Origin of the sequence: Rhizobium sp. GN54, from assembly GCF_021026345.1 — a bacterium.
GTDB lineage: Bacteria > Pseudomonadota > Alphaproteobacteria > Rhizobiales > Rhizobiaceae > Mycoplana.
Window position 1 is genome coordinate 244,719 of the sequence record NZ_JAJNCZ010000007.1, and the last position, 24,758, is coordinate 269,476.

The 24,758-nt window shown below is 63.4% G+C and carries 16 protein-coding genes; 9 read left to right on the forward strand and 7 right to left on the reverse strand.

Features of this window, described 5'->3' with window-relative positions; genetic code table 11:
• Positions 1–200 precede the first annotated feature (200 nt).
• From LQK81_RS19110 to LQK81_RS19120, 3 genes are read right to left on the reverse strand one after another with little or no spacing between them, the layout of a single operon-like run.
• Positions 201–917 carry a Bax inhibitor-1/YccA family protein gene (locus LQK81_RS19110; RefSeq protein ID WP_230807960.1) on the reverse strand — a complete coding sequence of 239 codons (717 nt, stop codon included), beginning with the start codon at positions 915–917 and terminating at the stop codon, positions 201–203.
• Positions 918–935: 18 nt separating this feature from the next.
• A complete protein-coding gene (locus LQK81_RS19115; protein ID WP_230807961.1) occupies positions 936–1,706 on the reverse strand; it encodes an anti-sigma factor family protein in 771 nt (256 codons plus the stop codon).
• Positions 1,699–2,229 (reverse strand): sigma-70 family RNA polymerase sigma factor, encoded by a 531-nt coding sequence (locus tag LQK81_RS19120; protein WP_230807962.1) that lies wholly within the window; start codon positions 2,227–2,229, stop codon positions 1,699–1,701. The genes LQK81_RS19115 and LQK81_RS19120 overlap by 8 nt, the downstream gene beginning before the upstream one ends.
• A 713-nt stretch (positions 2,230–2,942) precedes the next feature.
• Between LQK81_RS19120 and LQK81_RS19125 the strand changes: the two genes are divergently transcribed.
• Positions 2,943–3,743, forward strand: a complete 801-nt coding sequence (locus LQK81_RS19125; RefSeq protein ID WP_230807963.1) for a LuxR C-terminal-related transcriptional regulator — start codon at positions 2,943–2,945, stop codon at positions 3,741–3,743.
• A 375-nt stretch (positions 3,744–4,118) separates the two neighbouring features.
• On the opposite strand, the gene LQK81_RS19130 is transcribed toward LQK81_RS19125, so the two are convergent.
• On the reverse strand, positions 4,119–4,799 hold the full coding sequence (locus tag LQK81_RS19130) for a sugar transferase (protein WP_230807964.1): 681 nt from the start codon (positions 4,797–4,799) through the stop codon (positions 4,119–4,121).
• A gap of 799 nt (positions 4,800–5,598) precedes the next feature.
• Between LQK81_RS19130 and LQK81_RS19135 the strand changes: the two genes are divergently transcribed.
• The 3 genes from LQK81_RS19135 to LQK81_RS19145 all read left to right on the forward strand — a co-directional run bounded on the left by LQK81_RS19135 (position 5,599) and on the right by LQK81_RS19145 (position 10,353).
• Entirely contained in the window at positions 5,599–7,140 is a 1,542-nt protein-coding gene (locus LQK81_RS19135; RefSeq protein WP_230807965.1) for a GumC family protein, read from the forward strand.
• Between the two features lie 59 nt (positions 7,141–7,199).
• Positions 7,200–7,991, forward strand: coding sequence for a CpsD/CapB family tyrosine-protein kinase (locus tag LQK81_RS19140; RefSeq protein WP_230807966.1), 792 nt, complete (start codon positions 7,200–7,202; stop codon positions 7,989–7,991).
• A gap of 580 nt (positions 7,992–8,571) precedes the next feature.
• Positions 8,572–10,353 carry a right-handed parallel beta-helix repeat-containing protein gene (locus tag LQK81_RS19145; RefSeq protein WP_230807967.1) on the forward strand — a complete coding sequence of 594 codons (1,782 nt, stop codon included), beginning with the start codon at positions 8,572–8,574 and terminating at the stop codon, positions 10,351–10,353.
• A gap of 226 nt (positions 10,354–10,579) precedes the next feature.
• Here the strand turns inward: LQK81_RS19145 and LQK81_RS19150 are convergent, their stop codons facing one another.
• Complete coding sequence (locus tag LQK81_RS19150) at positions 10,580–11,062, reverse strand: hypothetical protein (RefSeq protein WP_230807968.1); 483 nt, start codon at positions 11,060–11,062, stop codon at positions 10,580–10,582.
• Between the two features lie 654 nt (positions 11,063–11,716).
• On the opposite strand from LQK81_RS19150, the gene LQK81_RS19155 reads away from it, so the two are divergent.
• From LQK81_RS19155 to LQK81_RS19170, 4 genes are all read left to right on the forward strand, one after another.
• Complete coding sequence (locus tag LQK81_RS19155; RefSeq protein ID WP_230807969.1) at positions 11,717–13,456, forward strand: hypothetical protein; 1,740 nt, start codon at positions 11,717–11,719, stop codon at positions 13,454–13,456.
• Positions 13,457–13,645: 189 nt separating this feature from the next.
• Positions 13,646–15,661, forward strand: coding sequence for a hypothetical protein (locus LQK81_RS19160; protein ID WP_230807970.1), 2,016 nt, complete (start codon positions 13,646–13,648; stop codon positions 15,659–15,661).
• 363 nt (positions 15,662–16,024) lie between these two features.
• The gene (locus LQK81_RS19165) at positions 16,025–18,199 is read left to right on the forward strand and encodes a type I secretion system permease/ATPase (RefSeq protein WP_230807971.1); all 2,175 of its coding nucleotides are present in this window, start codon (positions 16,025–16,027) and stop codon (positions 18,197–18,199) included.
• An 11-nt stretch (positions 18,200–18,210) separates the two neighbouring features.
• On the forward strand, positions 18,211–19,551 hold the full coding sequence (locus tag LQK81_RS19170; protein WP_230807972.1) for an HlyD family type I secretion periplasmic adaptor subunit: 1,341 nt from the start codon (positions 18,211–18,213) through the stop codon (positions 19,549–19,551).
• A 40-nt stretch (positions 19,552–19,591) separates the two neighbouring features.
• Here the strand turns inward: LQK81_RS19170 and LQK81_RS19175 are convergent, their stop codons facing one another.
• Both LQK81_RS19175 and LQK81_RS19180 read right to left on the reverse strand, forming a co-directional pair.
• Positions 19,592–21,238, reverse strand: coding sequence for an O-antigen ligase family protein (locus tag LQK81_RS19175; protein WP_230807973.1), 1,647 nt, complete (start codon positions 21,236–21,238; stop codon positions 19,592–19,594).
• Positions 21,126–22,196: a glycosyltransferase family 2 protein gene (locus LQK81_RS19180; protein WP_230807974.1), complete on the reverse strand. Its 1,071-nt coding sequence runs from the start codon at positions 22,194–22,196 to the stop codon at positions 21,126–21,128. The genes LQK81_RS19175 and LQK81_RS19180 overlap by 113 nt, the downstream gene beginning before the upstream one ends.
• 689 nt (positions 22,197–22,885) lie before the next feature.
• Between LQK81_RS19180 and LQK81_RS19185 the strand changes: the two genes are divergently transcribed.
• Positions 22,886–24,298 (forward strand): alanine/glycine:cation symporter family protein, encoded by a 1,413-nt coding sequence (locus LQK81_RS19185; protein ID WP_230807975.1) that lies wholly within the window; start codon positions 22,886–22,888, stop codon positions 24,296–24,298.
• The last annotated feature ends 460 nt before the right edge of the window (positions 24,299–24,758 follow it).

Here is a 24,758-nt window from a genome sequence, read left to right on the forward strand (position 1 = left end):
TGGTTCCGCACTGCCGGCACGAGAGGTTGCCGCAGAACGGCATCCGAACCAATGGCCTGACCTTCACTTCGCTGCAGCAAAGGCATCGGCACGCCGTTGAACGTTGGCTGCCGGGGCCGCCTCAAATGCAAAGGGGCGGCCCGGCCGGACCGCCCCTCGAAGGTATTGTCTTCGGCTTCCGCCGATACGGATCGACCCCGTCAGCCTTCGCGTTCGCCGGTGAAGTTCAGCAGCAGCTGGAAGATGTTGACGAAGTTCAGGTAGAGCGACAGCGCGCCGAAGACGGCGAGCTTCTGCTGGCTTTCCTGGTCGTAGTTGTCGGCATACTGCTCCTTGATGTTCTGCGTGTCCCAGGCGGTCAGGCCGACGAAGACGACGATGCCGATGACCGAGATGGCGAACTGCAGGGCGCTCGAACCGAGGAAGATGTTGACGATCGAGGCGATGACGACACCGATCAGACCCATGATCAGGAACGATCCGAACTTGGACAGGTCGCGCTTGGTCACGTAGCCATAGAGGCTGGTAGCGCCGAACATGGTCGCGGCGATAAAGAACGTCCGCGCGATGCTGGCCCCGGTGAAGACCAGGAACACCGAGGCGAGCGACAGGCCCATCACGGCGCAGAAGGCCCAGAACGTCATCTGCGCCGTGGACGCCGACATGGTCTGGATGCGGAACGAGAAGAAGAAGACGAAGGCCAGCGGCGCCAGCATCACCACCCATTTCAGCGGCGACGAGAAGATCGGCACATAGAGCGCCGGCGTCGTGCCGACGATGAAGGCGACAAGGCCCGTGACCACGAGCCCGAGGCCCATGTAGTTGTAGACGCGCAGCATGTGCTGCCTGAGGCCCTCGTCGAAGGCCGCGGCGGACGTCTGGCTGAAGCCGCCGAAGCGGCCCTGGTTCGGATACATATGGTTCTCCTTTGATGATCAGTAGAGGGTGTTCTTGAGAAGCTCGGCCTCGTCGGCGAGGCCGGTGCCGGGGGTGCTGGACACGACGGCATAGGCGACGTCGCCGATCTGCCACCAGGCAGCCTCCGCATCCTTGAGGTTGATGTCCACCACGCCTTCGACGGCGAAATGGCCCGGACGGACGGCGAACAACGAAATCCGGGTGCCGTCGCCGGTGCCGATGCTCATCTCGACGCTCGGCCCATAGCCGGACGGGAAGATCTGCACGTCAGTGACCGTCCAGCCCTCCGGCAGCTCGGGCATGACGATCGCCGTCGCCGCCCGGATATCGTCGCGGTCGTAGGTCTTCGCCTGCGGTTGCGACGGCATGTTCTTTCTCACGAGCGCCGTCTGGTGCGCGCGCACGGCCTGTTCCACGAAGGCGGGTGGAGGAACCGACGCGTTGACCTCGCGCGCGCCGAGCGGCCCAATCGACGAATGGGCGAACCAGCCGGCCGAAACAAGCAGGCCGACCGCCGCCACCCGCCGGATGGCCATCCACATGCGCCGGCCCGCCAGCCCCGAGGACAGATGGCGGGCGGCCTCTCGGGTTTCGGGTCGGCCGGTCACGACGTCCGCGGCAATGGCAAGCCGCAGGGTGGTTCTCAAGCCGAGGTCGGCCATGACACGGGCGGCGACGTCCGGATGGCGCGCCAGATAGGTCTCGACCCTCAGGCGGCCGTCCGCATCGAGCTGGTTGTCCACGTAGGCGTCGAGATCGGTATCGAGAATGGTAGCGGTGTCAGTCATCGCCGTCTCCCACGAGCCTCAGATGGTAGGGTTGTCCCGGTCCGTCCTCGAACGACCGCAGCCGAGCCCGCGCCCGCGAGACGCGCGACATCAGCGTTCCGACGGGGACGCCCAGCACATCGGCCGCCTCCTGGTAGGAAAGGTCCTCCACGGCGACGAGATGCAGGGCCTCGCGCTGTTCTTCCGGCAGTTCTAGGAACGCCTCGCGAACCTGGCGCAGCCGGACGGCGTGCTCCTGCGTCGCCGGATAGACCTGCTCGACCTCGACCGCCGCCGCATCCTGCCGGCGCCGCCGGGCCAGAGAGGAACGCAGCCGGTCAATATGGGTGTTATGGACGATCGAAAGCAGCCAGTTGCGAAGGCTGGCGCCGCTCCGGAACGTCGAGCGCCGCTCGTAGGCCTTCACCAGGGCGTCGTGGACAAGGTCTTCGGCATCCGAGGAATTGCGGACGAGCGAGCGCGCATAGCGGCGCAGCGTGCCGAGCTGTTCGATGACGTCGAAGGGCCGTCCATTCCGATCCATACCCGCATATACGGAACCGGGGCGCGATGTCTTCCATCCCCCGGCAACTTTTTTGGATAATGCCGTCGGCCGTCATTGGCTTGCCGCTCTCGCGGACCTCCGGGCAAGCGGGCGAAGGCGCAGCACGCCCGCCCTGCGAGAGCTCGCTTTCGTTCGCAATTTTCGGTGAATAACTTGCTTTTCCGGGCTCTTCCGCCCGACGCCGGAATTGACAGCCGACAGAATTATGACAACCATCGACGTATTATTCGATCAATATACGTTACCGACGTAATTTTCGGTGAATATTGCTGACCGGATGCCTGCAATCATCCTTTGGGTGATGGGAATCTGGTTATGTTGCTATAGGCTTAGCCGGCTCGAACGCCTGCCTGCCCCGCACTGCTAGACAGCCCGGGAACTCCGGCTGCCCTCGCTCTCCCCCAAAAGACGTAGCGCCCTACCTCTTCCGACGAGGCCCCTACAACTCAATGCGGTAGCCCGTTTGCCGGCACCATGCGGGCGAATGCGACTGCCGTGGCGAATACCCCGCTATGCAAGAACGTTATTATCGGGTAAATAAGCTATACCTCATACATAATATTCAAGTTTAATAACCGTGAATGAAAGCGCAGTTCGGGGCCTATAAATATAGTTGGGGCTAGCACGCGTTATCCACTGCACCTCTGCGAGACAGGGGAGGATAGGCGTGCGTTGTAGGGAGTAAAATAGCTATGAACTCAGCAATGATGTCTAACGGCAAGGAAATAGCAGGCAGTCTCATTCATCCCCTCGCACTTGATCCTTCCAATTCTTCTCATGCAAAGGTGTTCGAAGGGGTCAATGTTGCCAGAGAACGGTCTCTCCTGATCATCGACAATAGAGCGCTGGACCGGCAATGCCTTGCCCAGTGTATCTCCGCACACAAGATTGACATGGATGTCGTCGCTTTCGGCTCCATGGAAGAGTGGAAGCGCAAGCGCCAGGACTACCCGCCGCTTGCTGCCATCCTGCTCAACGTAGGCGGTCGCAAGATCGTCGAGCCTTCCGTCTCCGAGGAGATCAAGAAGCTCGCAGCCGAGTTCGAGGCACCGATCATCGTATTGGCGGATACGGACGATCTTGCCCAGATCATGAAAGCCCTGGAGTGCGGAGCCAAGGGCTACATCCCGTCTTCTGTCAGCATCGACGTGTGCATCGAGGCGATCGCCTTGTCGCTGGCGGGAGGCATCTTCGTTCCGGCGAGCAGCGTCTTCGCCATGCGCCAGGTCCTCGAAACCGGCAGCCCGGTCGCCCGTCCGCTGGCCGGCATGTTCACCGCCCGCCAGGCCGAAGTGGTCGAAGCCCTTCGTCGCGGCAAGGCCAACAAGATCATTGCCTATGAACTGAACCTGCGCGAGAGCACGGTGAAGGTCCATATCCGCAATATCATGAAGAAGGTGAAGGCCACCAACAGGACCGAAGTCGCCTACAAGATCAACGATCTCTTCCCGGTCGACTTCTCCGCCGACACTGCAAGCCGGCTGGAACACTGAGGGTTACCGGCCCGTCGCTGCGGGCCGTTCGTCCATACCTTTCTTCCCGATCTGCCAGTTTCCGGGCTCCCCTCGCGGAGCCCGGATGCGTTTTGAGCGGCCCGCTGTGGTGATCCTGGTCCGCCGTTGTCATTCGGGGCCTGCTGTTTTCTTCAAGACGGTTCGGGAGGCGTCCGTACAAAACAACCACCCCCGAGATTCTCGCTCTGGTCTCCCGTGCCGGGGGAGAGGTCTACGAGCCGTTTTCAAGTCTTGCGTATCTGCCTTGGCCGGACTTGGCTGCCCGGCCAGGCGTTTCGAAAGGCATGTGTCTGTTGTGAACCTGCTCAATCAGCGGCAAGGCAACCCCCGCACCGGGGCGCACTCCCCCCTTTTTTAGAGACCGGTCCCCCGGATCACCACCAGCGGCGTCCTGGACAGGATCCAGAGATCGGTGGCGAAGGACATCATGCCGAAGTAGCGCGTATCGTGGGTCGCCCGTTCTGCGAAGCTGCAGCCGTTGCGCACGCTGATCTGCCACAGCCCGGTCAGGCCCGGACGCATCTGGAAATAGGACGTGCCCGGATATTGCGAGCGCTGTTCCGGCAGCATCGGCCGCGGTCCGACCAGGCTCATGTCGCCGCGGAAGACGTTCCACAGCTGCGGCAGTTCATCGAGCGAGTACTTGCGCAGGTACCGGCCCACCCGGGTGATGCGCGGGTCGGCCTTCAGCTTCTGCGTCAACTCCCACTCGATGCGGGCTGCGATGTTCCCGGCAAGATAGTCCTGAAGCCGCTGGTCCGCTTTCGGCACCATCGTGCGCAGCTTCCAGAGCTTGAAAATCCGTCCGCCCTTGCCGATGCGCGGCTGGCAGAAGAATGCCGCCTGCCCGTCCAGCCTGACGAGCAGGGCCAGCACGCCGACCACGATCAACACGACAGGCGCGATCGCGAGGGTGAAAAGGATATCGAACAGTCGCTTCGACGACAGATAGACAGATCGCGAGCCCGATACCCGGGCCTGTGACGCCGATTGGGTCGCAATCCCAGGCGAATAGGGCAGGTGGTCTTTCGACATTATAGCCTCCGCGTACGCTGCACAGAGCCGCAAGCGTCCGGTGCCATTGCGGCACACAAGAAGGCTCGGCGCCGGCAGTAAATGCCGGTCCGCTGGGCTTCAGGTGGTTCGAAGGCGCTTGAGCAAGACTATATTAACCATATGAAATGGCGTCTCAATAAATCCCCGTTAGCCAATTCGATCTAGGTTATCGGGATGATCACCCTGTACGTCATTCGGTAGTGTTCGGTGAGCGTTTCGGGGTAGGAAACGCGCCGCCGCGGCGGTCCATTGCGCCCTCCCTGGCGCGGGCACTCGCAAGGAAGCCTCCTCTCGGACAAGGGGTCGGGCACGTCGGTGGGAGCCGGCACCGCCAGCGATCGACGCATGGAGGATGCCCGACGCGGACCATACCGGCGCTTGCCGTTGCACTGTCGTCCACGCAGATCGCGTCAACCCTGCCCGGAGATGGTGTCCCCACGCGCGCGGCTCGCGCGGAACGCCGCAGCGGACGATGACGCCCTGCACCTGCCGGCCAGCAGAGGCGCGACGGAAGTCGATTTCTTCCCGAATCTCTTCTTATATAAGGCCCTGCAGAATGACCGCGCCGGGCTGGCCGGGCGGGGCGCGCTGCCTGTTTCGGGACTCGCGACCGCCGGCGGCGATAAGGCATAGGGCGAGCGCGACTACCCAAATGGGTTACCGCGCGCCGATCGCGCGACCGCCGCACCCACCATTGACGATCTATCGTGCGATGCGCGGCCGCCAGAGAATGGCTCCCAGGCAATGGGGCCATTCTGGCGTTGCACGTGGATTCATAATGAACAGCTTGGACTTGCGGTTCTATCTCTCCCTGCTGATCAGGCGGTTGCCGCTTGTGCTGGTGATCGCCGTCTCCTTTGCGGTGCTGATCGCCGGCGCGGCCTACATGCTGCCAACGAAATTCCGGGCCAGCTCGAAGATTCTCGTGGAATCACCGCAGATCCCATCCGAACTCGCCCGGTCCTCGGTCGCGATCGGGCCGGCGGAGCAGGTGCAGATCCTGCAGCAGCAGATTACCACCCGCGACGACCTGCTGGCGCTCGCCGACCGGCTGAACCTCTATGCGAATGCGGAGATACCGCCGCTGCCGGAAGACATCGTCGAGGACATGCGCTCGCGGATCTCCATCGAGGAGGTGCTGGTCGATACGCAGGGCCGCAGCATGAGCGCGGTGATCTTCGATGTCTCCTTCACCTCGGGCGATCCGGTGCTTGCCGCGCGAATGGCAAACGAGCTGGCCAACATGATCCTGGCGCGCAACCAGCGCCAGCGAACAGACCGCGCCGGCAACACGCTGCAGTTCTTCAACCAGGAAGTCGCCCGGCTCGGCACGCAACTGAGCAAGCTGGAAGCCGATATTCTGAAGTTCAAGACCGAGAACAAGGACACGCTGCCGGAGAGCATCGATTTCCGTCGCACCCAGCAAAGCAACCTGCAGGAGCGGCTGGGGTCGCTGGAGCGGGAAGAATCCGACCTGCGCTCGCGCCGCATCAACCTGATCGCGACCTATACGAATACGGGACGCATCTCCGATGCGGCTCCCCTGACACCGGAACAGCAGATGCTGGCCGACCTCAACCGCGCGCTCGCCGAACAGCTTGCGATCTTCTCCGAATCGAGCCCGAACATCTCGGCGCTGCGGGCCCGTATCGCGGCATTGCAGGCGAAGCTGCTGGCCCGGGAGCCGAAGGCGCTTGCCGACAGCAAGAGCGATCCGCGGCAGCGGGACGACATGACGTTCGGGCTCGACCTCCAACTCTCCGACATCGACCAGCGGCTCGAGGCGATCACGCGCGAACGGGTCTCGACCGCGCAGAGCATCGACGAACTGACCCGGTCGATCACGGCAACGCCGGCCAGCGAAACCGTCCTGACCGCGCTGGAGCGCAATCGGGCCAACGTCCAGACGCAATATAACGAGGCGATCGCCCGGCGCGCGGAGGCCTCGACGGGCGAACAGATCGAGATGCGGTCCGACGGCGGTCGCGTCTCCATACTCGAGGCGGCAACACCGCCGCTCGAACCGATCAACAAGAAGCGCCTGAAGATCATGGCGCTCGGGCCGGTCGCGGGCCTCGGGCTCGGCCTCGGCGTGGCGCTCCTCCTGGAGATGCTGAACCGGACCATTCGCCGGCCGGTGGAACTGGCCAAGCTGCTGCAGGCGCAGCCATTGGCGACCATTCCGGAGATAGCACCGGTGCGCAGCGGCAAGCGCAAGCGCGGGCTCGCAGCGCTCGTTTCCGCCTGCTTCCTCGCACTTCATTGTTTTACGGTCCCGCTCGAGCACCTGTTGCAGCGGTTTCTTTCGGGAGTGGCCTGATCATGCGGTCCAGCCTTGACATCCATCGCGACCAGACTTTCGTCATCGGGAACTAGGCCATGGAGCAGATACCCGCCCCCCTTCAGGAAGCCATGCGGTTCCGCAGCGCCGACCGACTGGCCGAGCAGACCGTCCAGGCCTGCGCGCGCTTCGAGCAGGAGATGGTCTGGGAGAGCCTTCCCGTGCTGACGGTGAACCCGCAGATCGCCGAGCGCAGCCGCATCGTGACGTTCGCGCGCTCGGATCCGGCGCATGTCGCCTTCGACATGCTGCGCACCCGGTTGCTGCAGACGCTGCGCCAGCATGGCTGGACCTCCGTCGCCATCACCTCGCCGACGCCGTCCTGCGGAAAGTCGCTGGTTGCGCTCAACCTCGCCTTCTGCCTCGCCAACCAGAGGGACTGCAACACCGTGCTGATGGACCTGGACCTGAGGCAGCCGCAGATCGGCCAGATGCTGGGGGCAAGGAACAATGCTTCAATGGAGGATCTCCTCAACGGCCGCTGCGAGTTGCGCTCGGTGATGCAGCGCTACGGGGAGAATCTCGCAGTCGGCATGAACAGCCGGCCGGTCAAGTATTCGGCCGAGTTGCTGCAGAGCATGGACGCCGCCAAGGCGCTCAGGGACATGCGCAAGCGGCTGAACCCGCACGTGATCCTGTACGACCTGCCGCCGATGCTCTCGCGCGACGACGTGACCGCGTTCCTGCCGAACGTCGATTGCGCCATCCTCGTGGTCGGAGCCGAAAAGAGCACCATCGAGGACGTCGACGCCTGCGAACGCGATCTGGCTGAACGATCGAACGTCGCCGGCGTGGTGCTGAACCGGTGCCGGTACGGCCCGGGCTACTGACGCCTGCAACGAGGATAGCAGGCCGGTTCCGACCACAGGCCGGCGTGCGGAAACCTGCTTGCAGAACCTGACAATCCCGTCCTGATTCGCATCCCGTCGCTCCCTCCTGCTGCGGAGCCGAGGTGAATCAGGGATTGAGGACGCCGAAATATCCCCTCATTGATTGCAAAATTGCGATATTCAGAAAAAATTTCGATTTTCGCCTTTCGGGCGCAATTTCGCGTGCCTCCCGCAATCGTCAATAAGAATTATCTAATGTTTTCAGTGTTCGTCCGCGCGTACCGGACGCGCAAATTCAACTTCTGCTGACTCTGCTTGGTCGACGGCTGCCTTAATTTTGGCGGCGCCGATTCTGGCAAATATTTCAAGAATAAGTCGCGGCCGACCGAGATAATGTGGCGGCAATATGGCCAATATAGTCGGCAGTCTTACTGGTTCCGAGGCGTTGCGACCTCCGGAAAGCTGCACTATTAGTTCCCCCCGTAACGCCGGATTAACCAAAAATAGTAACCGGCATCGCACATAAGTAGTAACCACTCATCTCCAAAGGGTTCAGGGTGGGGAGAAAGGCAAAGTAGCAGTGACAAGCACAATTCGCGATGTAACCAAGGCCGGAGTCCGGGCTGAGATCTCTCACGTCGACCTCATCGGCAATCCCATCAACGAAAATGGCCAGGCTGTAGCTCTGTCGCTTGACAAGCTGCTCGACCTTCTGTCGAGCCGCACCGATGATCTGGATGCCAATGCCTATAACGAGCGCGTCAGCAAGCTGATCGACGACTTCGGCAAGAAGGCTGCCGACCTCAAGGGCGGCTGGGGCGACGTCTCGCTCGCCGGCAAGTCGGGCACGACCGCCACCAAGGCAGATCTCCAGTCGTCGACCGAGCTGTCCTCCGTCAAGACCGCCGGCGTCACCGACGCCGTCGCAGAAACGCAGTCGACCGCGGCCCCTGCCGACACCATGGCTGCCCGCAGCGTCGAAGCCGCAGCAGCGGCACCGGTTGCTGCCGCCGCCGCAACCTCGTCCGGCTTCCCGGATGCCTCGACCACCGGCGTTCCTGCCGGAACCACGCTCAAGGCCTATACCGGCCCGATGACCATCACCAGGGACGGCACGGTGATCGAGAACGCGATCATCAACGGCTCGCTGCGCATCACCGCCGACAATGTCGTGATCAAGAACAGCGTCATCAAGTACACCGGCACCTGGGGTATCGACGCCGAGGGCGCCAAGAACGTCACCATCCAGAACAACGACATCACCGGCCCGGGCTATTCCGGCACCGCCAATGCCGCCATCCTCGGCAGCGGCAACTTCAGCGGCAACGACATCTCCAAGTCGGAGAACGGCATCGTCCTGCAGGGCGGCGCCAGCACGGTGAAGGGCAACTACATCCACGACCTCGAGGCGGCCGGCTCCGATCCGCACTATGACGGCATCTCGGTGCAGGGCGGCCAGAACGGCGTTCTGATCGAAGGCAACACCGTCATCGGCCGCGACACCTCCGACGTCTTCATCAAGAACGACTTCGGCCCGATCGCCAACGTCAAGGTGACCGGCAACCTGCTGCTCGGCGACAGCGGTTATCCGATCTATGTCGACGGTCGCGCCAATGGTGGACCGATCACCGGCGTCACGATCACCAACAACCACATCGAGAAGGGCGGATACGGCTACTACAGCATCGACAAATCCAGCCCGGTTCTCTCCGGCAACGTCGAGTATCCGCGCAACGGTGCACCCGAGCCGGGTGACGGGACCGTTTCCCCGGAGCCCACACCGACGCCGACCCCGGAGCCGACGCCCGAACCCACGCCGACCCCTGAACCGACCCCGGAACCCACGCCCACGCCGACCCCGGGTAACAAGGTGATCGACGGCACGAGCGGCAACGACAAGCTCGTCGGCACCTCCGGCAACGACACCCTCAACGGCAAGGCAGGTAACGACAACCTCGACGGCGGTGCCGGCAACGACACGCTCAACGGGGGAGCCGGCAAGGACACCATGAAGGGCGGCGCAGGTGCGGACGTCTTCACCTTCAAGGCCGCCACGGAAACGGGCTCCGGCTCCAACCGCGACGTGATCACCGACTTCCAGAAGGGTCAGGACAAGATCGACCTGTCGGTCATCGACGCAAACGGTTCGGCGTCCGGCAACGGCACGTTCCACTTCATCGCCGCCGAGAATGCCCTGTTCGACCGTGCGAAGGGCGCATTGGCCTGGCACCTCGAAGACAATTCCGGAACCTCGAGGGACGTGACGGTCATCCAGGCCGACACGAACGGCGACGGCGTTCATGACTTCGAAATCCAGCTGCAGGGGCTCGTCAAGCTCGCCGCAAGCGATTTCATCCTCTAAGGATGCCCCCGACCCGCGCCAGCGGCGCGGGTTGAGGACAGCATCGACGCAATCGGGTTGCGGCGGCCAGAAGGCCGCCGCAACTGTCTTATAGCCGGCTTCGCGCAAGCTGCCACGAACCCCGCCAGCGTGTCCTCCCTGACTGAACCTGCATACGGTTGGCCTTCCGCGAGGTCGCGACCGGATCGGTCGCCCCCGGTTTAGCCCTCAGGGCGCCGTCGAGCCGCTACCTGGGAAAATCGTACTTGTCGGTGATATCCCACAGCGTGCGATTGATCGCCACAAGCGAGGCGATGCACTCCCTGATCCGCGTGACCTCCTGGTCGTCGAGCGCTTCCACCTTCCCGTACTTGACCTCATCCTTGCTGTCGAAGATGCGCATGAGCTGCGTCAGGCCCTGGCCGCTGTCGGGATCGAACGAATAGATGCAGTGATTGTACTTGTTGCGCAGCTTGGCCTGCTCGCTGAGGCGCCGCGTCGCCTCGAGCACGTCGTTGCGGCACTCGGGCGGCGTTTTCTGCATCTTCGTCAGCCGTTCGACGAGATCGATCCGCGCGCGCGTCGTGTTCAAGGTGAGAAAGATGACGATGGCCGTTTCCTTGTCGACCCTGGCAAGGCCGGCAATCATGTGGATCAGCAAGCTCTCGGTGTTGGTCCAGGTGTAGTTGAGCTGCCCCACCAGCAGCAGTATGTCCTGCAATTTCGGCATGCGATGCCTCCAAACCCTGCCCTTGCTCCGGCCGGCGATCGAAGTTCCTGATTTGCCGCCACCGGACTTCCTTCAATTCCGGCGAAGCATACTCCAGCCAACTGCTAAACAGGTAAAGAATTCATGGGCATGGAAATCCATAATAACGTCGTATAAGTTGCCGCCACAGGCATCAATATCTACAGGTTGAGAAATAAGTAATACTAAACTTGCGAACAATTATACATGACCACTACGCGAACTGAGTAAGTCTATGTGCGATGGCGTGCACCAAAGGTGGTAACCCTTTGCCGGCTTAATACACAAAGGCGCATCAACACCGCCGCTCTAGCTCAAACGGCCAGCTTATGAAGCGCGCAAGTTGGCGCAACAATCACAACCTGGCTTGGGTCAGGTCGACGAAACGCAACGCGTTCGGCGGGTCTGCCAGCAGATACGGCCAAGGTCCTCATGTGGCCTTCGCCCACCACACCCTGAGTTCAGAAGGGAGGCTGACAATCCAACAACCGGATTGAAGCAGCCGGTGAGCGCCGAAACGAAGGCGTCCGGACACAGGCCAGTTGACAGCACTCATGTTCAACCCCCGCTCGGTCAAGACCCTATGAAGATGAATGGCGGTCAAGCCGTAGCGGCCCAGCAACAGAGGGTACAGCTATGTCTAGCAAGAGCCGGAACAACAACAACTGGGACTACGTCGATCCGTCGCAGGAACAACAGCAGCAACAGCAGCAGCAGGAACAACAGCAGCAGCAGCAGACCTCGAGCCAGGATCAGACGCAGTCGAGCGATTCGACCAACGACAACACCAATGACAACGAGAATGGCAACGGGAACGGCAACGGGAACGGCAACCTGAACCTCAATGGCAACGGAAACCTGAACCTGAACGGCAATGCCAACGCCAATCTCAACGCCAGCAAGAACATCAACGAGAACACCAACACGACGACCGTCGATGTAGACGTCAACGTCGACGTTGCCGCCAGTGCAGGCTCCGGAAAACACCACCGGCCTGACGACAACGACTTCGCCGACATCGACATGAAGGGCCACAACTCGATCGACGGGATGTTCAACATCAAGTTCGACGACATGCTGAACGGCGCCCTGACCGGTGCCGGCAACGACGTGGCGAACGTCTTCAATCAGGTCGCCAATCTCCAGGACAACGACAAGCTCGACAACGCCCAGGTCCAGAACAACGGCCCGGTGAACTTCAACCTGACCGCTGAAGGCGGCAAGGCCGAAGCCCAGGAAGGCATCACGGCCGGCGGTACCGGCGGCGCCGGCGGCGACGAAGCCTATGCCAATGGTGGCAACGGCGGCTACGGCGGTGGGGCCCTGGGCGGCTTCGCTGCGGGCGGCAAAGGCAAGGCCGACGCCACAAGCGGCGACGCGGATGGCGGCAAGGGTGAAGGCGGCAACGCGGACGGCGGCAAGGGCGACGGCGGCGATGCCACAAGCGGCTATGCCGACGGTGGCAAGGGCGACGGCGGCAAGGGCGGTGACGGCGGCGCAGGCCTCGGTCTCGGCCTCGGTCTCGGCCTCGGCCTCGGTGCCGGGCTGGCATTTGCCGGCGACGGTGAAGAAGGCGGCAACAACGATGCCGGCGACGGCGACCAGGGCGGCGACGGCGGCGATGCCGATGGCGGCGATGCCGGCGACGGCGGCGAGGGCGCATCCTCGACGGCAGGCGACGGCGGTACGGCAGTCGGCGTTGCCCTCGGCCTGATCGATCCGGTCTTCGTCGACAGCAATGGCGGCGACATCGACAACGCCAGCAATGGCGGTGCCGGCGGTGGCGGCGGCGCGGGCGGCGGTGCAGGCTCGGGCGGCTCGGGCGGCAGCGGCGGATCCGCAACCGATGCGGGCGATGGCGGCGATGGCGGCGGTGCGCTCGGCGCGGGCGTCGGCATCGGCTACGGCGCCGGCAACGGTGCAGGTACCGGCGGCGACGGCGCAGCCGGCGGATACGGTGTCGGCGGAGCCGCCACGAGTGGTGACGCAACCGGCGGTGCAGGCACCGGCGGCGGTGCATGGGCCGGCGACGGCACAGGCGGCCACGCCCTCAGCGGTGCATGGGCTACGGGCACGGGCGGCGACGGTTACGGCGGCTGGGCCTTTGGCGGTGCCGGCGGGACCGGTGGCGCCGGCGGAACGGCGACCAATGGCGATGGTGGCGCCGGTGGCGATGGCGGCTACTGGGGCTCCAACAACGGCGATGACGGCTACGTCACCGGCACAAGCTCCGCTTCGGCCGATGCGGCGATCAGCATCAGCGCCTTCAACCAGGAAATCGTCATGGGTGCAAACCTGCAGCAGAACGCGGTCGACATGACCGTGGTCGGCGGCAATCTCGCCAACACCGTGGTCGGCGAAGACGACGAAGCATGACATCACGAAGGTGGTCTCGCCCCACCGGGCGAGACCACCGGCGTTCGAGCTGCGCAGCCGGCGCTGCGCAGTTCACCTCGGGCAGAGCACGTTCCCGGTCGCATGGTTGGAGCGCTCCCTGAGCAGCCCGACCGGACCGATCTCAAAGTGTCCAGCAAGTTGTCAGTGTCTTGGGGGGAGTATCGCGTCATGATCACCATGGACAAGATCAACGAGGAGATCGCCCACTTCATCGGCATGCTTCATATGACTGCCGAACAAGCTCTTGTCAGGCACGCTTACGAGGAGTTCGACGCTCTCAAGCCGGTCGAACCGGCCCCCGACACGCCGGCACCCGGCAATTTGCCGTTTGCAGCGCCCTACGAATTCATCGGCTTCGATCCGGACGTTCCGTATCGCTCTCCCCCGCCCGGTCCGATGGACGGGGATCCGCGCGGCTTTCCCAACATGCTTCCGCCCCCACCGCCGCTCGTACCCGACTTTCCGGAGTTCTCCGTGACGCCGATGGTCAGGATAGAGGATGCCGTCGCGTCGGGCGGGGTTGCAGCGGCGGGCCCGCCGGAACTCGAACCGCCAGGCTCCGTCGTCACCTACATCAACCAGGCGATCGGCCTCTCCGACAACGACGTCTTCAGCGTCGGCGGGCATGGCCTTTCCTTTACGCCGGACGACGTGAGCGCCGACGAACTGCTCGATGCGGCCGAGGCGGCCTATTCCCTGTCGCCGATCGGCGGGCTGGAGCGCTCGGGATCGAGCGCGGAGATGATCGAGACCGTCAATGACATCGCCGCCCGCCTGGACGGGTTCGCCGCCGGCAACGGCAGCGAGTTCCAGGTCTTCGTGCAACAGGGACAGAGCATCAGCGGCGTGTTCGTCAACGGCGAATTGGTGGACGAAGCGCCGAAGCTCACGGACTACCACGAATTCGAGAAAGAGGACGAGCCGGACGGAACCGAGACCGGCCCGACAGGCAATGCCACCGTCGGCGAAGACGGATCGATCCGGATCGAGGCGTCGGTAACGCTGACCGCCGGCGACAACACGCTGGTCAACGAGGCCATCGTGAAGAACTTCTGGACTGCCGGCACCGTGACCGCAGTCGTCGGCAACCACATCGAGCTCAATGCGATCGTTCAGACGAATGCGATCTGGGACGCAGACAAGATCGGGACCGGCGTCTGCGACTGGACAAGCGATGACGCTGTCAACGAGGTGCTGAACATCGCCTCCTTCAACCGGACAGACCTTTCCGCAGGCGACGATAAGGCAGACGGGACGGACGGCGGATTTCCCGATTTCTGGGCCGTGACGAAGATCGAGGGCGACCTGTTGATGGTCAACTGGCTCGAACAGTTCATCTTCAAGACCGACAACGACGTCGGGATTCTGTCGTCGACCGGCGTCACGACGAGCGTCATCAGCGGTGACAATACGGGCGTCAACCAGACCTCCATCTTCGACCTCGGCTTCTCCTACGACCTCATCGTCGTCGGCGGATCGATCTATGACGCAAACATCATCCAGCAGATCAATGTCCTTTTCGACAACGACCTGCTCGGCGGCGTGGAGGGCTTCGAGACGAAGGGGACCGGCTCGGCCTCCACATCGGACAACCTGTTGTGGAACGAGGCGATGATTCACAACATCGGCGGCGCGGACCGCTTCGCGGCCCTGCCCGACGCCTACCGCGAGACCGCGGAAGACCTTGCTGACGGCAAGAACACGATTTCCGAGGATGTCCTGAGCGACGAGGCCTTTGCCGGGCTAAAGGGCCTCAACGTGCTCTACATCGAGGGCGACATCATCAACCTGCAGCACATCAAGCAGACCAGCGTGCTGGGGGATTGCGACCAGGTCGCGCTGGCGATGGACCAGCTCAAACCGCATCTCGACACCGACTGGACCATCTCGACCGGCGGCAACGCGCTGATCAACAACGCCGCGATCGTCAACCTCGATTCCTTCGGCAAGACCTATGTCGGCGGCGAGAAATATTCGCAGGAAACACTCATCCAGGCCGAACTGATCTCGTGCGAACCCGAGCGCCTCGGCGCTCAGGATCCGAACATGCTGGTCAGCGAAGCAATCGCATTCCTCGACGACCCGACGGCCGGGGCCGACCAGCACCCGGCGCACGGCGTCTATATTCCGTCTGCCAATGACGGGCCGACGGACGACGGGCTGCAACACGTGCTCGGTCATTGAGGAGACGAGGGGATGTCTGACAACCGCAAGAGGGTTGCCGATGGCAATGACCTGCACGATGTGCCCTTGGAAGGCGTTCGGCCGGCTACCTACGACGAGGCCTATGCACGGTTTCAGAATGCCGTGCAGCAGTGCCAGGCGGCCGCCGTCGAGGGGCCGGATTCAGCTGTCGCCATGACATCTGCGCATCGCGCGAAATTCGGCCCGCCCAACAGGCCGGGGCCCAGGATCGTCCCCACGGAGAGCGAACAGCCGGCCGTCCCGCCCCGAGTCGCAGTCGTCCTGCCGGCCCCGCCTCAGGACACGCGGCGGCGCGACCCGCAATCCGCAGCGAGGCCCGAAAGCCCGGAGCGGACGCCGGGGATGGGCCCGCGGGGCATGCCGCAGCCGGATAAGGATACCCGCCCGATCAAGACGGCAGCCTCCCCCGCGGCCCCTCGTCCCGCGCCCCAGCCTGTCGTCATCGGTCCGCCACCGGCCGTCGCAAAACCGGAAATCCTGACCTTCGTTCCCCAACCGGTCACTCGGATTGCCGCAGAGCCGGTCATGCAGGCTGCGGCGGAGCCGGTCGTGCAGGCAAAAGCGCAGGACAAACCGGCAGCGGCACCGATCAGGGAGCGGACACGCGCGCTTTTCGGCGAAGCCAGACCGGAGACGGCCAAGCGCGAACCGACCGTTGCCAAGGGGGCCGAAGGCCTCGTGACGATCGAGGGCGACACCGGCCCGATAAAGGCGGGTTCGGGGCCGAACGACAAGGCCTTCTCCGGCGGCGGAGGGAAGGGTTCGGGCTCGGGCGGCGGCACCTTTCACAAGCGGCTCGGACCCGTGGATTTCTCCGCAAGCCTCAAGGCCGGGATCGACGCCGTCAGGCTCAACCTGGCTGCGGTCATGGTGTTCACCCTTGCCACCAATGTGCTGGTGCTGGCGGTGCCCATCTACCTGTTCCAGATCTCCGATCGCGTGCTGACCAGCCGCTCGCTCGACACCCTGATCATGCTGACGCTCGTCATCGTCGGCGCGATCGTGCTGCAGGCGATCTTCGACGCGATACGTCGCTTCATCCTGATGCGCACGGCCGTGGAAGTCGCGGTGCAACTGGGCGCGCCCATTCTGAGCGCTGCGGCGACCGCATCGCTCAACGGCAGCGGACGGGAGTACCAGACGCTCGGCGATCTCCAGCAGGTGCGGTCCTTCCTCGTATCCAGAACCCTGCTGTCGTTCCTCGACGCCCCGCTTGCGCCGCTGTTCGTCGTCGCCGTCTTCCTCGTCCATCCCCATCTCGGATCGATCGTGATCGCCACGGCGCTGCTTCTTCTCATCCTCACCCTCGTCAACCAGCGCCTGACGGCGGCCCCATTCGCGGAGGCGAACACCTCGCAGGTGAAGGCCAATCTTCACCTGGAATCGATGTCGCGCAATTCGCAGGTGATCAACGCACTCGCCATGATACCCGAAGCGGTGCAGATCTGGGGGAAGGACACGGCCGCCTCCCTGAAGGCGCAGGTCGTCGCGCAGGATCGCAACATCGCCATCAGCGCACTCTCCAAGGGCATCCGCCTTCTGGCGCAGGTGGCCATGTTGGGATGGGGTGCTCACCTAGCGATCAACGGCGAAATGACCGGCGGCATGGTGATCGCGTCGTCGATCATCGCCGGACGCGCACTGGCGCCGATCGAGGGCGCCATCGAAGGGTGGAGCCAGTACAGCCAGTCACGGGCGGCCTATAGCCGGATAACCAGCCTGCTCAAGGCATCGCCACTCAATTTCGAACGCTTGAACCTGCCGCGGCCGGAAGGCCGGCTGGATGTGGAGCGGCTGCTCTACGTGCCGGGCGGGACCAAGCGCGTCGTGCTGAACGGCCTCTCCTTTGCCTTGCAGCCGGGCGATTCGCTTGCCGTCATCGGCAACTCCGGGGCCGGCAAGACAACGCTCGGAAAGATGCTGGTCGGCTCGATCCTGCCGACATCCGGCAACGTCCGGCTCGACCTCATGGACATCCGGAACTGGGACCAGCGGCAATTTGGCCAGAACATCGGCTATCTGCCACAGGACGTGCAGCTCTTCCCCGGGACGATCAAGGCGAACATCGCGCGCATGCGCCAGGACGCAACCGACGAGCAGATCTACAAGGCGGCGATGCTTGCCGACGTCCACGAGATGATCGCCACGCTGCCGCACGGCTACGAGACCATCGTGGCTGCCGACGGGTCGCCGCTTTCCGGCGGGCAGAAGCAGCGCATCGCACTCGCCCGCGCCTTCTTCGGCGATCCCCGCATGGTCGTGCTGGACGAGCCGAACTCCAATCTCGACAGCGCCGGCGACGCCGCCTTGATGCGCGCCCTGGAACACGCCAAGGAGCACAAGATCACCATGATCACGATCACGCAGCGACCGGCGCTGCTCAGCAATGTCGACAAGGTCCTGCTTTTGGTCAACGGCACCGTGGCGCTGTTCGGCCTGCGGCAGGACGTATTGAAGGCGCTGGAGACGCGGGGCATCCAGATCGACAACGGCTCGTTTGGCCATCAGTTGCAGTAGGAGCGACGGCGATGTCCGACATAGCGAAGATCCAGGACATCGAGTGGTACTCGGAGGTGCCCCGGTCTATCCGAAGGCAGATGACGGCCGGCATCATCTTGCTGGGCGCCACGTTCGGGGGCTTCGGGGCCTGGGCTTTCACCGCTCCGCTCGCCGCGGCAGTCATCGCCCAGGGCAGCTTCGTGGCGACCGGCCGCAACAAGGTGGTCCAGCACTATGAGGGCGGCATCATAAAGGAACTGCTCGTCAGCGAAGGCGACGAGGTGGTGGAGGGCCAGCCGCTGGTGCGGCTCGACGAAACCGCCGCGCTGGCCAAGGAGCGCGAACTGTTCCTGCGTCGCGTCAGGCTGGAGGCGACCGCCGCGCGGCTGACATCCCTGTTCGAGGACGACGAGCACATGGACATCTCCGGCATTGCGGAGAAGCACCGCAACGACCCGGACGTGTCGTCGATCCTGATGAACCAGCAGCTGAACTTCAAGGCTTTGCGGCTGAAGCAGTCGAACGAGCTGTCGCTCTTGCGCCAGAACATCAAGGCGCTGGAGTTCCGCAGCGAAGGATACGCCCGCCAGCGCGTATCCATCATACGGCAACTGGAGCTGCTCGGTGAAGAGCAGGAGAGCAAGAAGAAGCTTCTCGCCAAGGCGCTGATCCGCGAGACCGAACTGAAGGCCATCCAGCGCGCGATGGCGGACGCGGAGGGACAGATCGGCAGGCTGGAATCGGAAGTGGCCGAGACGCAGGCGCAGATCGTCAAGGGGCGACAGGAAATCGGCAGCACCGAACAGACCTACCGCGAAGACGCGCTCGACAGGCTGCAGGCGATCCAGGGCGAACTGGACACCGTCCGCGAACAGTCCCGTCAGGCCGAGAATGTCCTGCGCCGTGTGACGATCAACGCGCCGGTGACGGGGACCGTCGTGCGGACCCACTACCATACGGCGGGCGGCGTCATCGAAAGCGGCAAGGGCATCATGGAGATCTTGCCGGCCGGCGTGCCGCTGATCATCGAAGCGCAGATACCGCGCAACAATATCGACAGCGTATCGGTCGGGCAGACGGCAACGGTCCGCCTGGTGGCACTCAACCAGCGCACTACGCCGGTTCTCTACGGCAACCTGTTCTATATTTCCGCAGACGCGCTGGAGGACAGCAAGCCGGGCATGCCGGCCCACGACGTCTACCTGGCGCGCGTGAACATTCCGGCGGAAGAGCTCGCGAAGGTCAAGGGCTTCCACCCGACGCCCGGCATGCCAGCGGAGGTGATGATCCAGACGGAGAAGCGCACCTTCTTCAGCTACATCGTCAAGCCGATCACCGACAGCATGTCCAGGGCATTCACCGAACGGTGAACCATCGACGCCCCATGGCCGGACCCGCCAAAGGCTACAGTCAACCCCGCATGCCGGACTCGCGACGCTCGCTTCGGCCCTTCCGCTCGATCGCCGTCGGTGTCCGTGCCGTTCGGCGCGCCCGAGCACCCGGTCGTCCGGCCGGGACTCCTTCGCCGGGTTTTGCGTCCAGCATCCAGATGCCGCTTCCGAGCAGGAACAGGAACGATACGTAGTTTGCGGCCCAGATGTGGACCGTGCAGCCGACAAGCATGAACATCACCATGCAGATGACGTATCCGGAACGGTAGGCATCGACCCTCTCGTCGACGCTCTTTCGATAGGCGACCCCGCAGATCGCGAAGAAGCAGGCTGCGAAGATCAGGATGACGCCCGGAATGCCGTGTCGCATCGCAATCAGAAGCCAGAAGTTGTCGACACTGTCTGCCATCCATGACGGCCTCGCCCAGTCGCCCAGGCCAATGCCGAACAACGAGTGGTTTGCGACCGAGGCGGACCCGAATTCCCAGATCAGCAGGCGAAACCAGCCGGTTTGCGGATCGAAGGTGAAACGGGAGATGTAGAATTGCACCGGCGTCTGGTTGGAGCCGATTTCAACGATCAGATAGCAGAGGAAGACGATCGCCCAGAAGATCTTCCATCGATAGCTGAACCGATGCAACGCCAGATTCCATCCGATGAATGCCAGTTGCATCACCATGCCCGCAATGGGCGCCGACGACATCGACAAAAAGGCGGTGAAGAAGATAGCTGCCGGCATGATCCAGCGGGACAGGCCCGCCTTCCCGTAGCCGAGCACCTGATAGGCCAGGGCGAGGAAGCTTCCGCAGAAGAAACCGAAGGCGATCGAATGTCCGAATGGCCCCTGGACGCGCCAGAAACCCATTCGCGGCGTCATGAGCGTGACCTCGGGGGTCGGAAAGACCGTGCCCAGGATCGTCAGCAGCGGCTTCTGGCCGGTCGTCCATTCGTAAAGGGCGAACGGAAGGAGGAGCATGACGAGCCAGCAGGCGAGCCGGACCATGTTGCGGAAGTCGTCTGCCGTGCGAATATAGCAGCGCGCCAGGAAATAGGCGCCGAGCGTCTCGATGTTCAGCATCCCTATCGCTTCGATCCCTGGCCCGATGCCATGGACGACGGCGAGGCTGAGCGAGGACCAGAGACTGAACAACAGGATGGCGACATCCACGACGCGGATCGACCCTGCCCTGCCGCTGACCCACATGAACAGGCATGGCAGCACGGCGGCGAGCAGGACGATCCGATATACCGACAGGTTCATCGGGCCGAGCGGTATAATCCACGGAATGACGAGGCCGATAAGAAAGATGGCAACCGTCCATGGCAGCCGTGCGGTAGCCTTGTGGCCTGCCTGGCCCTGCCCATCGGTGGTGGCATCTGCGCCGGCGTCAATCCTGCTGCGCACACGTCCCCGATACGCGTCAGGTCTTGGCCTGCCGCTGCGGGAAACGTCGTCTCTCATCACCGTCGTCAGCATCGGCCTGCCTTCGAAAACCGGTCCTCGCCATGTCGCGAGGCACGGTGGCTGTTGCGCGGTACACGGCGCGCGGAGATCAGAAGTAGAACCGTGGAACGTGTATGCCGGTGTACCGGGCCCAATGCCAATCGACCCTGTTGAAGATTTCGCGCTCCGCAAACAGGCGCAACCGCGCGCTGTGACGGGCAAGGGCGGCCTGCAAGGCGCTCCTTTCATGGTGGCGCTCGTCGGCCACAAGCGCCCGGTATCCGGACGTGGCGACAATACCCGGCCACAGCGACGCGGCGAATTCGCGGTACTGTGCCGGCGGCGCATCATTGTCGGCGGGAAATTCGCAAAGCTCGCGCGCATGCCGGAGCGCCATGATGGCGAGCGAGCGCCTTGCCAGGCCATAGAGCTCATCCCTGTCCAGCAGATCCGCGCCTTCCTTTTCGAACGCAGCCTTGAACGCCCTGTGTCGTCCGTCCAGGTCGAACAGCACGCCGGCATGGATGGTTCGCTGCATGCTGAGCACATGGACGCGGTAGTAGGCCTGATCGGCGCCGTGGACGCGACCGATGTCGGAAATGGCCGCGATGCGCAGCCACATCTCCATGTCGGCGGAATGCGGGAGATCGGCACTATATCCGCCGATCCGCCGTTGAATATCAGCCCGGACGACTGCCTCGGGGCAGACGACGAAATTCTTTCCCGATCGACACATATGTCGGATCCACGTCCTTCCGCGCCAGATCGAGGTGCTGCTCGACGAGGTTCGCGCCGGCGGAAGGACATCGGTGAAGGAGATCGGTTGCCCGTAGGTCATGCCGACGTTCGGATGGGCGTCCATCAGCGACGTGGCCCGCGACAGGGCGCCAGGCGTGAGCAAGTCGTCCGCCGAAAGCAGGACGAAGTAGTCGCCACGGATCTGTGCGATGCCTTCGTTGTAGGTCGCGATATGACCCTTGTTGGTCTCATGGCGGATGACCCGGATACGCGGATCGCGGCGCATCAGATCGGCGCAGACCCGGGGTGTGTCGTCGGACGAACAATCATCGATGATGAGGACATCGACATCGACGCCGTCCTGATCGAGAACGCTCTGGACGCACTGCTCCAGGTATCGCGCGTAGTTGTAACAGGGAACAAGGACCTGAACCGTCGCCATATGGGTTTCCCGATGTTTCCTCACCTAGCCGATTCTAGATATTCGCCGACCCGAGACAAGAATTACGGCCGTCACCCTTTTGCGGTAGGGACGCGACGAGGGCACGGCTCGAGCGCAGCCTGACCGGTGCCCGGACGTCCATTGGGATAGGCATCGCCCCTCCCAGCCTCCACCGGATGCCCGGCCATCGCGTTCTCTGTCCCCGGACTGACCGGACGGTCGGGCGACGGCCTGCCAGAGCGTGACGGAGCGCTTCGTCGACCTGAAGCCGCTCCGCATTGAAAGCCGAACCATGCGCTGCTACGACCATCCCCATTTGCCGACCCCTTCAGCGGCCGCCCACCCGAGGCCCGCCGTCCCCTGCCATCCGCCAACCTTTCCGGCCGCGCGATCCGGGCCTGCACGTTGCAGCCTCGACTGCCGAAGTGGCCACTGCTGTCTCCATTCGCGCCATCGCAAGCCCATTTCGGTTGACGGGGATGCACAGGCTGCAGCTGGGCCGGATACCCGATCCGAAGCGAGGAGGTCGATGGCAGGTGTTCAACACCCCTTTCAAGGTTGCGGCAACGCGCGCTCCATGCAACTATCGGCCCGTCAACTCATCGCAAATCACGCGCATCGAATGTCGCGGCGAACATGCTTGTTCGCCGACGGGATTGCTGTGCCGTGCCTGCTGCAGGGAGGCCATCGTGACCGTTCTCAATGCCGTCATCGATTTTCTGAACACCATCTTCTGGAGCTATGTCCTCATCTATGGATTGATTTTGGTCGGCCTCTACTTCACCTTCCGCCTCGGCTTCATCCAGTTCCGGCATTTTCCCGAGCTCTTCCGTTCCGTGATGAGGGCGCCCGCCAGCGATGCGAGCGGCATCACGCCGTTCCAGGCGCTGTGCACGAGCCTCGCCTCGCGCGTGGGCACAGGCAATCTCGCCGGCGTCGCTGTCGCCGTCTTCCTCGGTGGTCCCGGTGCGCTGTTCTGGATGTGGGTGGTGGCGGCCGTCGGCATGGCGACGGCCTACTCCGAGAGCGCCCTCGCCCAGCTCTACAAGATCACCGACCATGACGGGCAATATCGCGGCGGGCCGGCCTTCTACATTTCCCGCGGGCTGAATGCGCCCTGGGCCGGCGTCATCTTCTCCGTCTGCCTGATCATCGCCTTCGGCCTCGTCTTCAATGCGGTGCAGGCCAATTCGATCGCCGACGCCATGCAGGGCGCCTTCGGCATCGACAAGCTCTGGGTCGGCATCGCGCTGGCCGTGCTGACGGCCGTGGTAATCTTCGGCGGCATCCGGCAGATCGCACAAGTCGCCGAGTATGTCGTTCCCTTCATGGCCGTCGCCTATCTCGGCATGGCGATCTATGTCGTGCTGGCGAACATTGCCGAGGTTCCCGGCGTGATTGCCCTTATCGTCAAGAGTGCCTTTGGCATCGAACAGGCGGCCGGCGGGGTGGCGGGCGCCATGCTGAACGGGGTCAAGCGTGGTCTCTTCTCCAACGAGGCCGGCATGGGCTCCGCGCCGAACATCGCTGCCGTCGCCACGCCCTCGCCGCACCATCCGGCCAGCCAAGGCTTCGTGCAGGCGCTCGGCGTGTTCATCGACACCATCCTGATCTGCACCGCGACGGGCATCATGATCCTGCTTTCAGGCGTCATGACACCCGGCTCCGAGCTAACCGGCACGCCGCTGACACAGGAGGCCATGGTCGCCCATATCGGCGAGGCCGGCCGCTACTTCATCGCCATCGCCATCTTCTTCTTTGCCTTCACCTCGATCATCGGCAACTATGCCTATTCGGAGAATGCGATGGTCTTCCTGAAGCTCGACAACAAGGGCACGATCGCCGCACTCAGGGCCGCGGTGCTGCTGATGGTCGTCTGGGGCGCCTATACGACGGTCGCCGTCGTCTTCAACATGGCCGATGCGGCGATGGGCCTGATGGCCTCCGTCAACCTCGTCGCCATCGTGCTGCTTTCCGGCACCGTGGCGAAACTCACGAAGGACTATTTCGAGCAGAAGAAGATTGGCGAGCCACGCTTCGACCCGGAAGCCTATCCGGAACTGAAGGGCAAGATCGAGCACACCATCTGGGCGCGGAAGTAGTCGCCCCGTTACCAGCGCAGCAGCCAGCGATAACAATGATGTGCCACGTTGCCAGGAACATCGGAACTGTCGCCCGATGGAGTGCCAGGCATAGATGGCGACGGCAACGCCGGCCGCGGTACTCGCCGCCGCCGGCCTTTGTGGTGCACCCTCCTTCAAGGCCCAGAACAGACCGGCATATGGGGCCAGCGACCGTAAGCCACCAACAGCGCGACTATGAAACCGATGACGGCAACGCAATCAATAACGGGCAGGTCGCGGGTTTCCATGCCTTGAGGCAAACCGAGACGCAGCCGAACGGGGTGGTGCCGACGGGCTTGCCGAGAACCACGACGCACTGTCAATCGGCATCGAAACGGGCCCCCCTATCGGCTCCCAAAAGGGACCCCTGCCTCTGGTTGCATCGGGTCAGCGCGCGTAGGCCCGGAGCTCTCCATTTAGCGCAGGGGCCTGCGGGCGC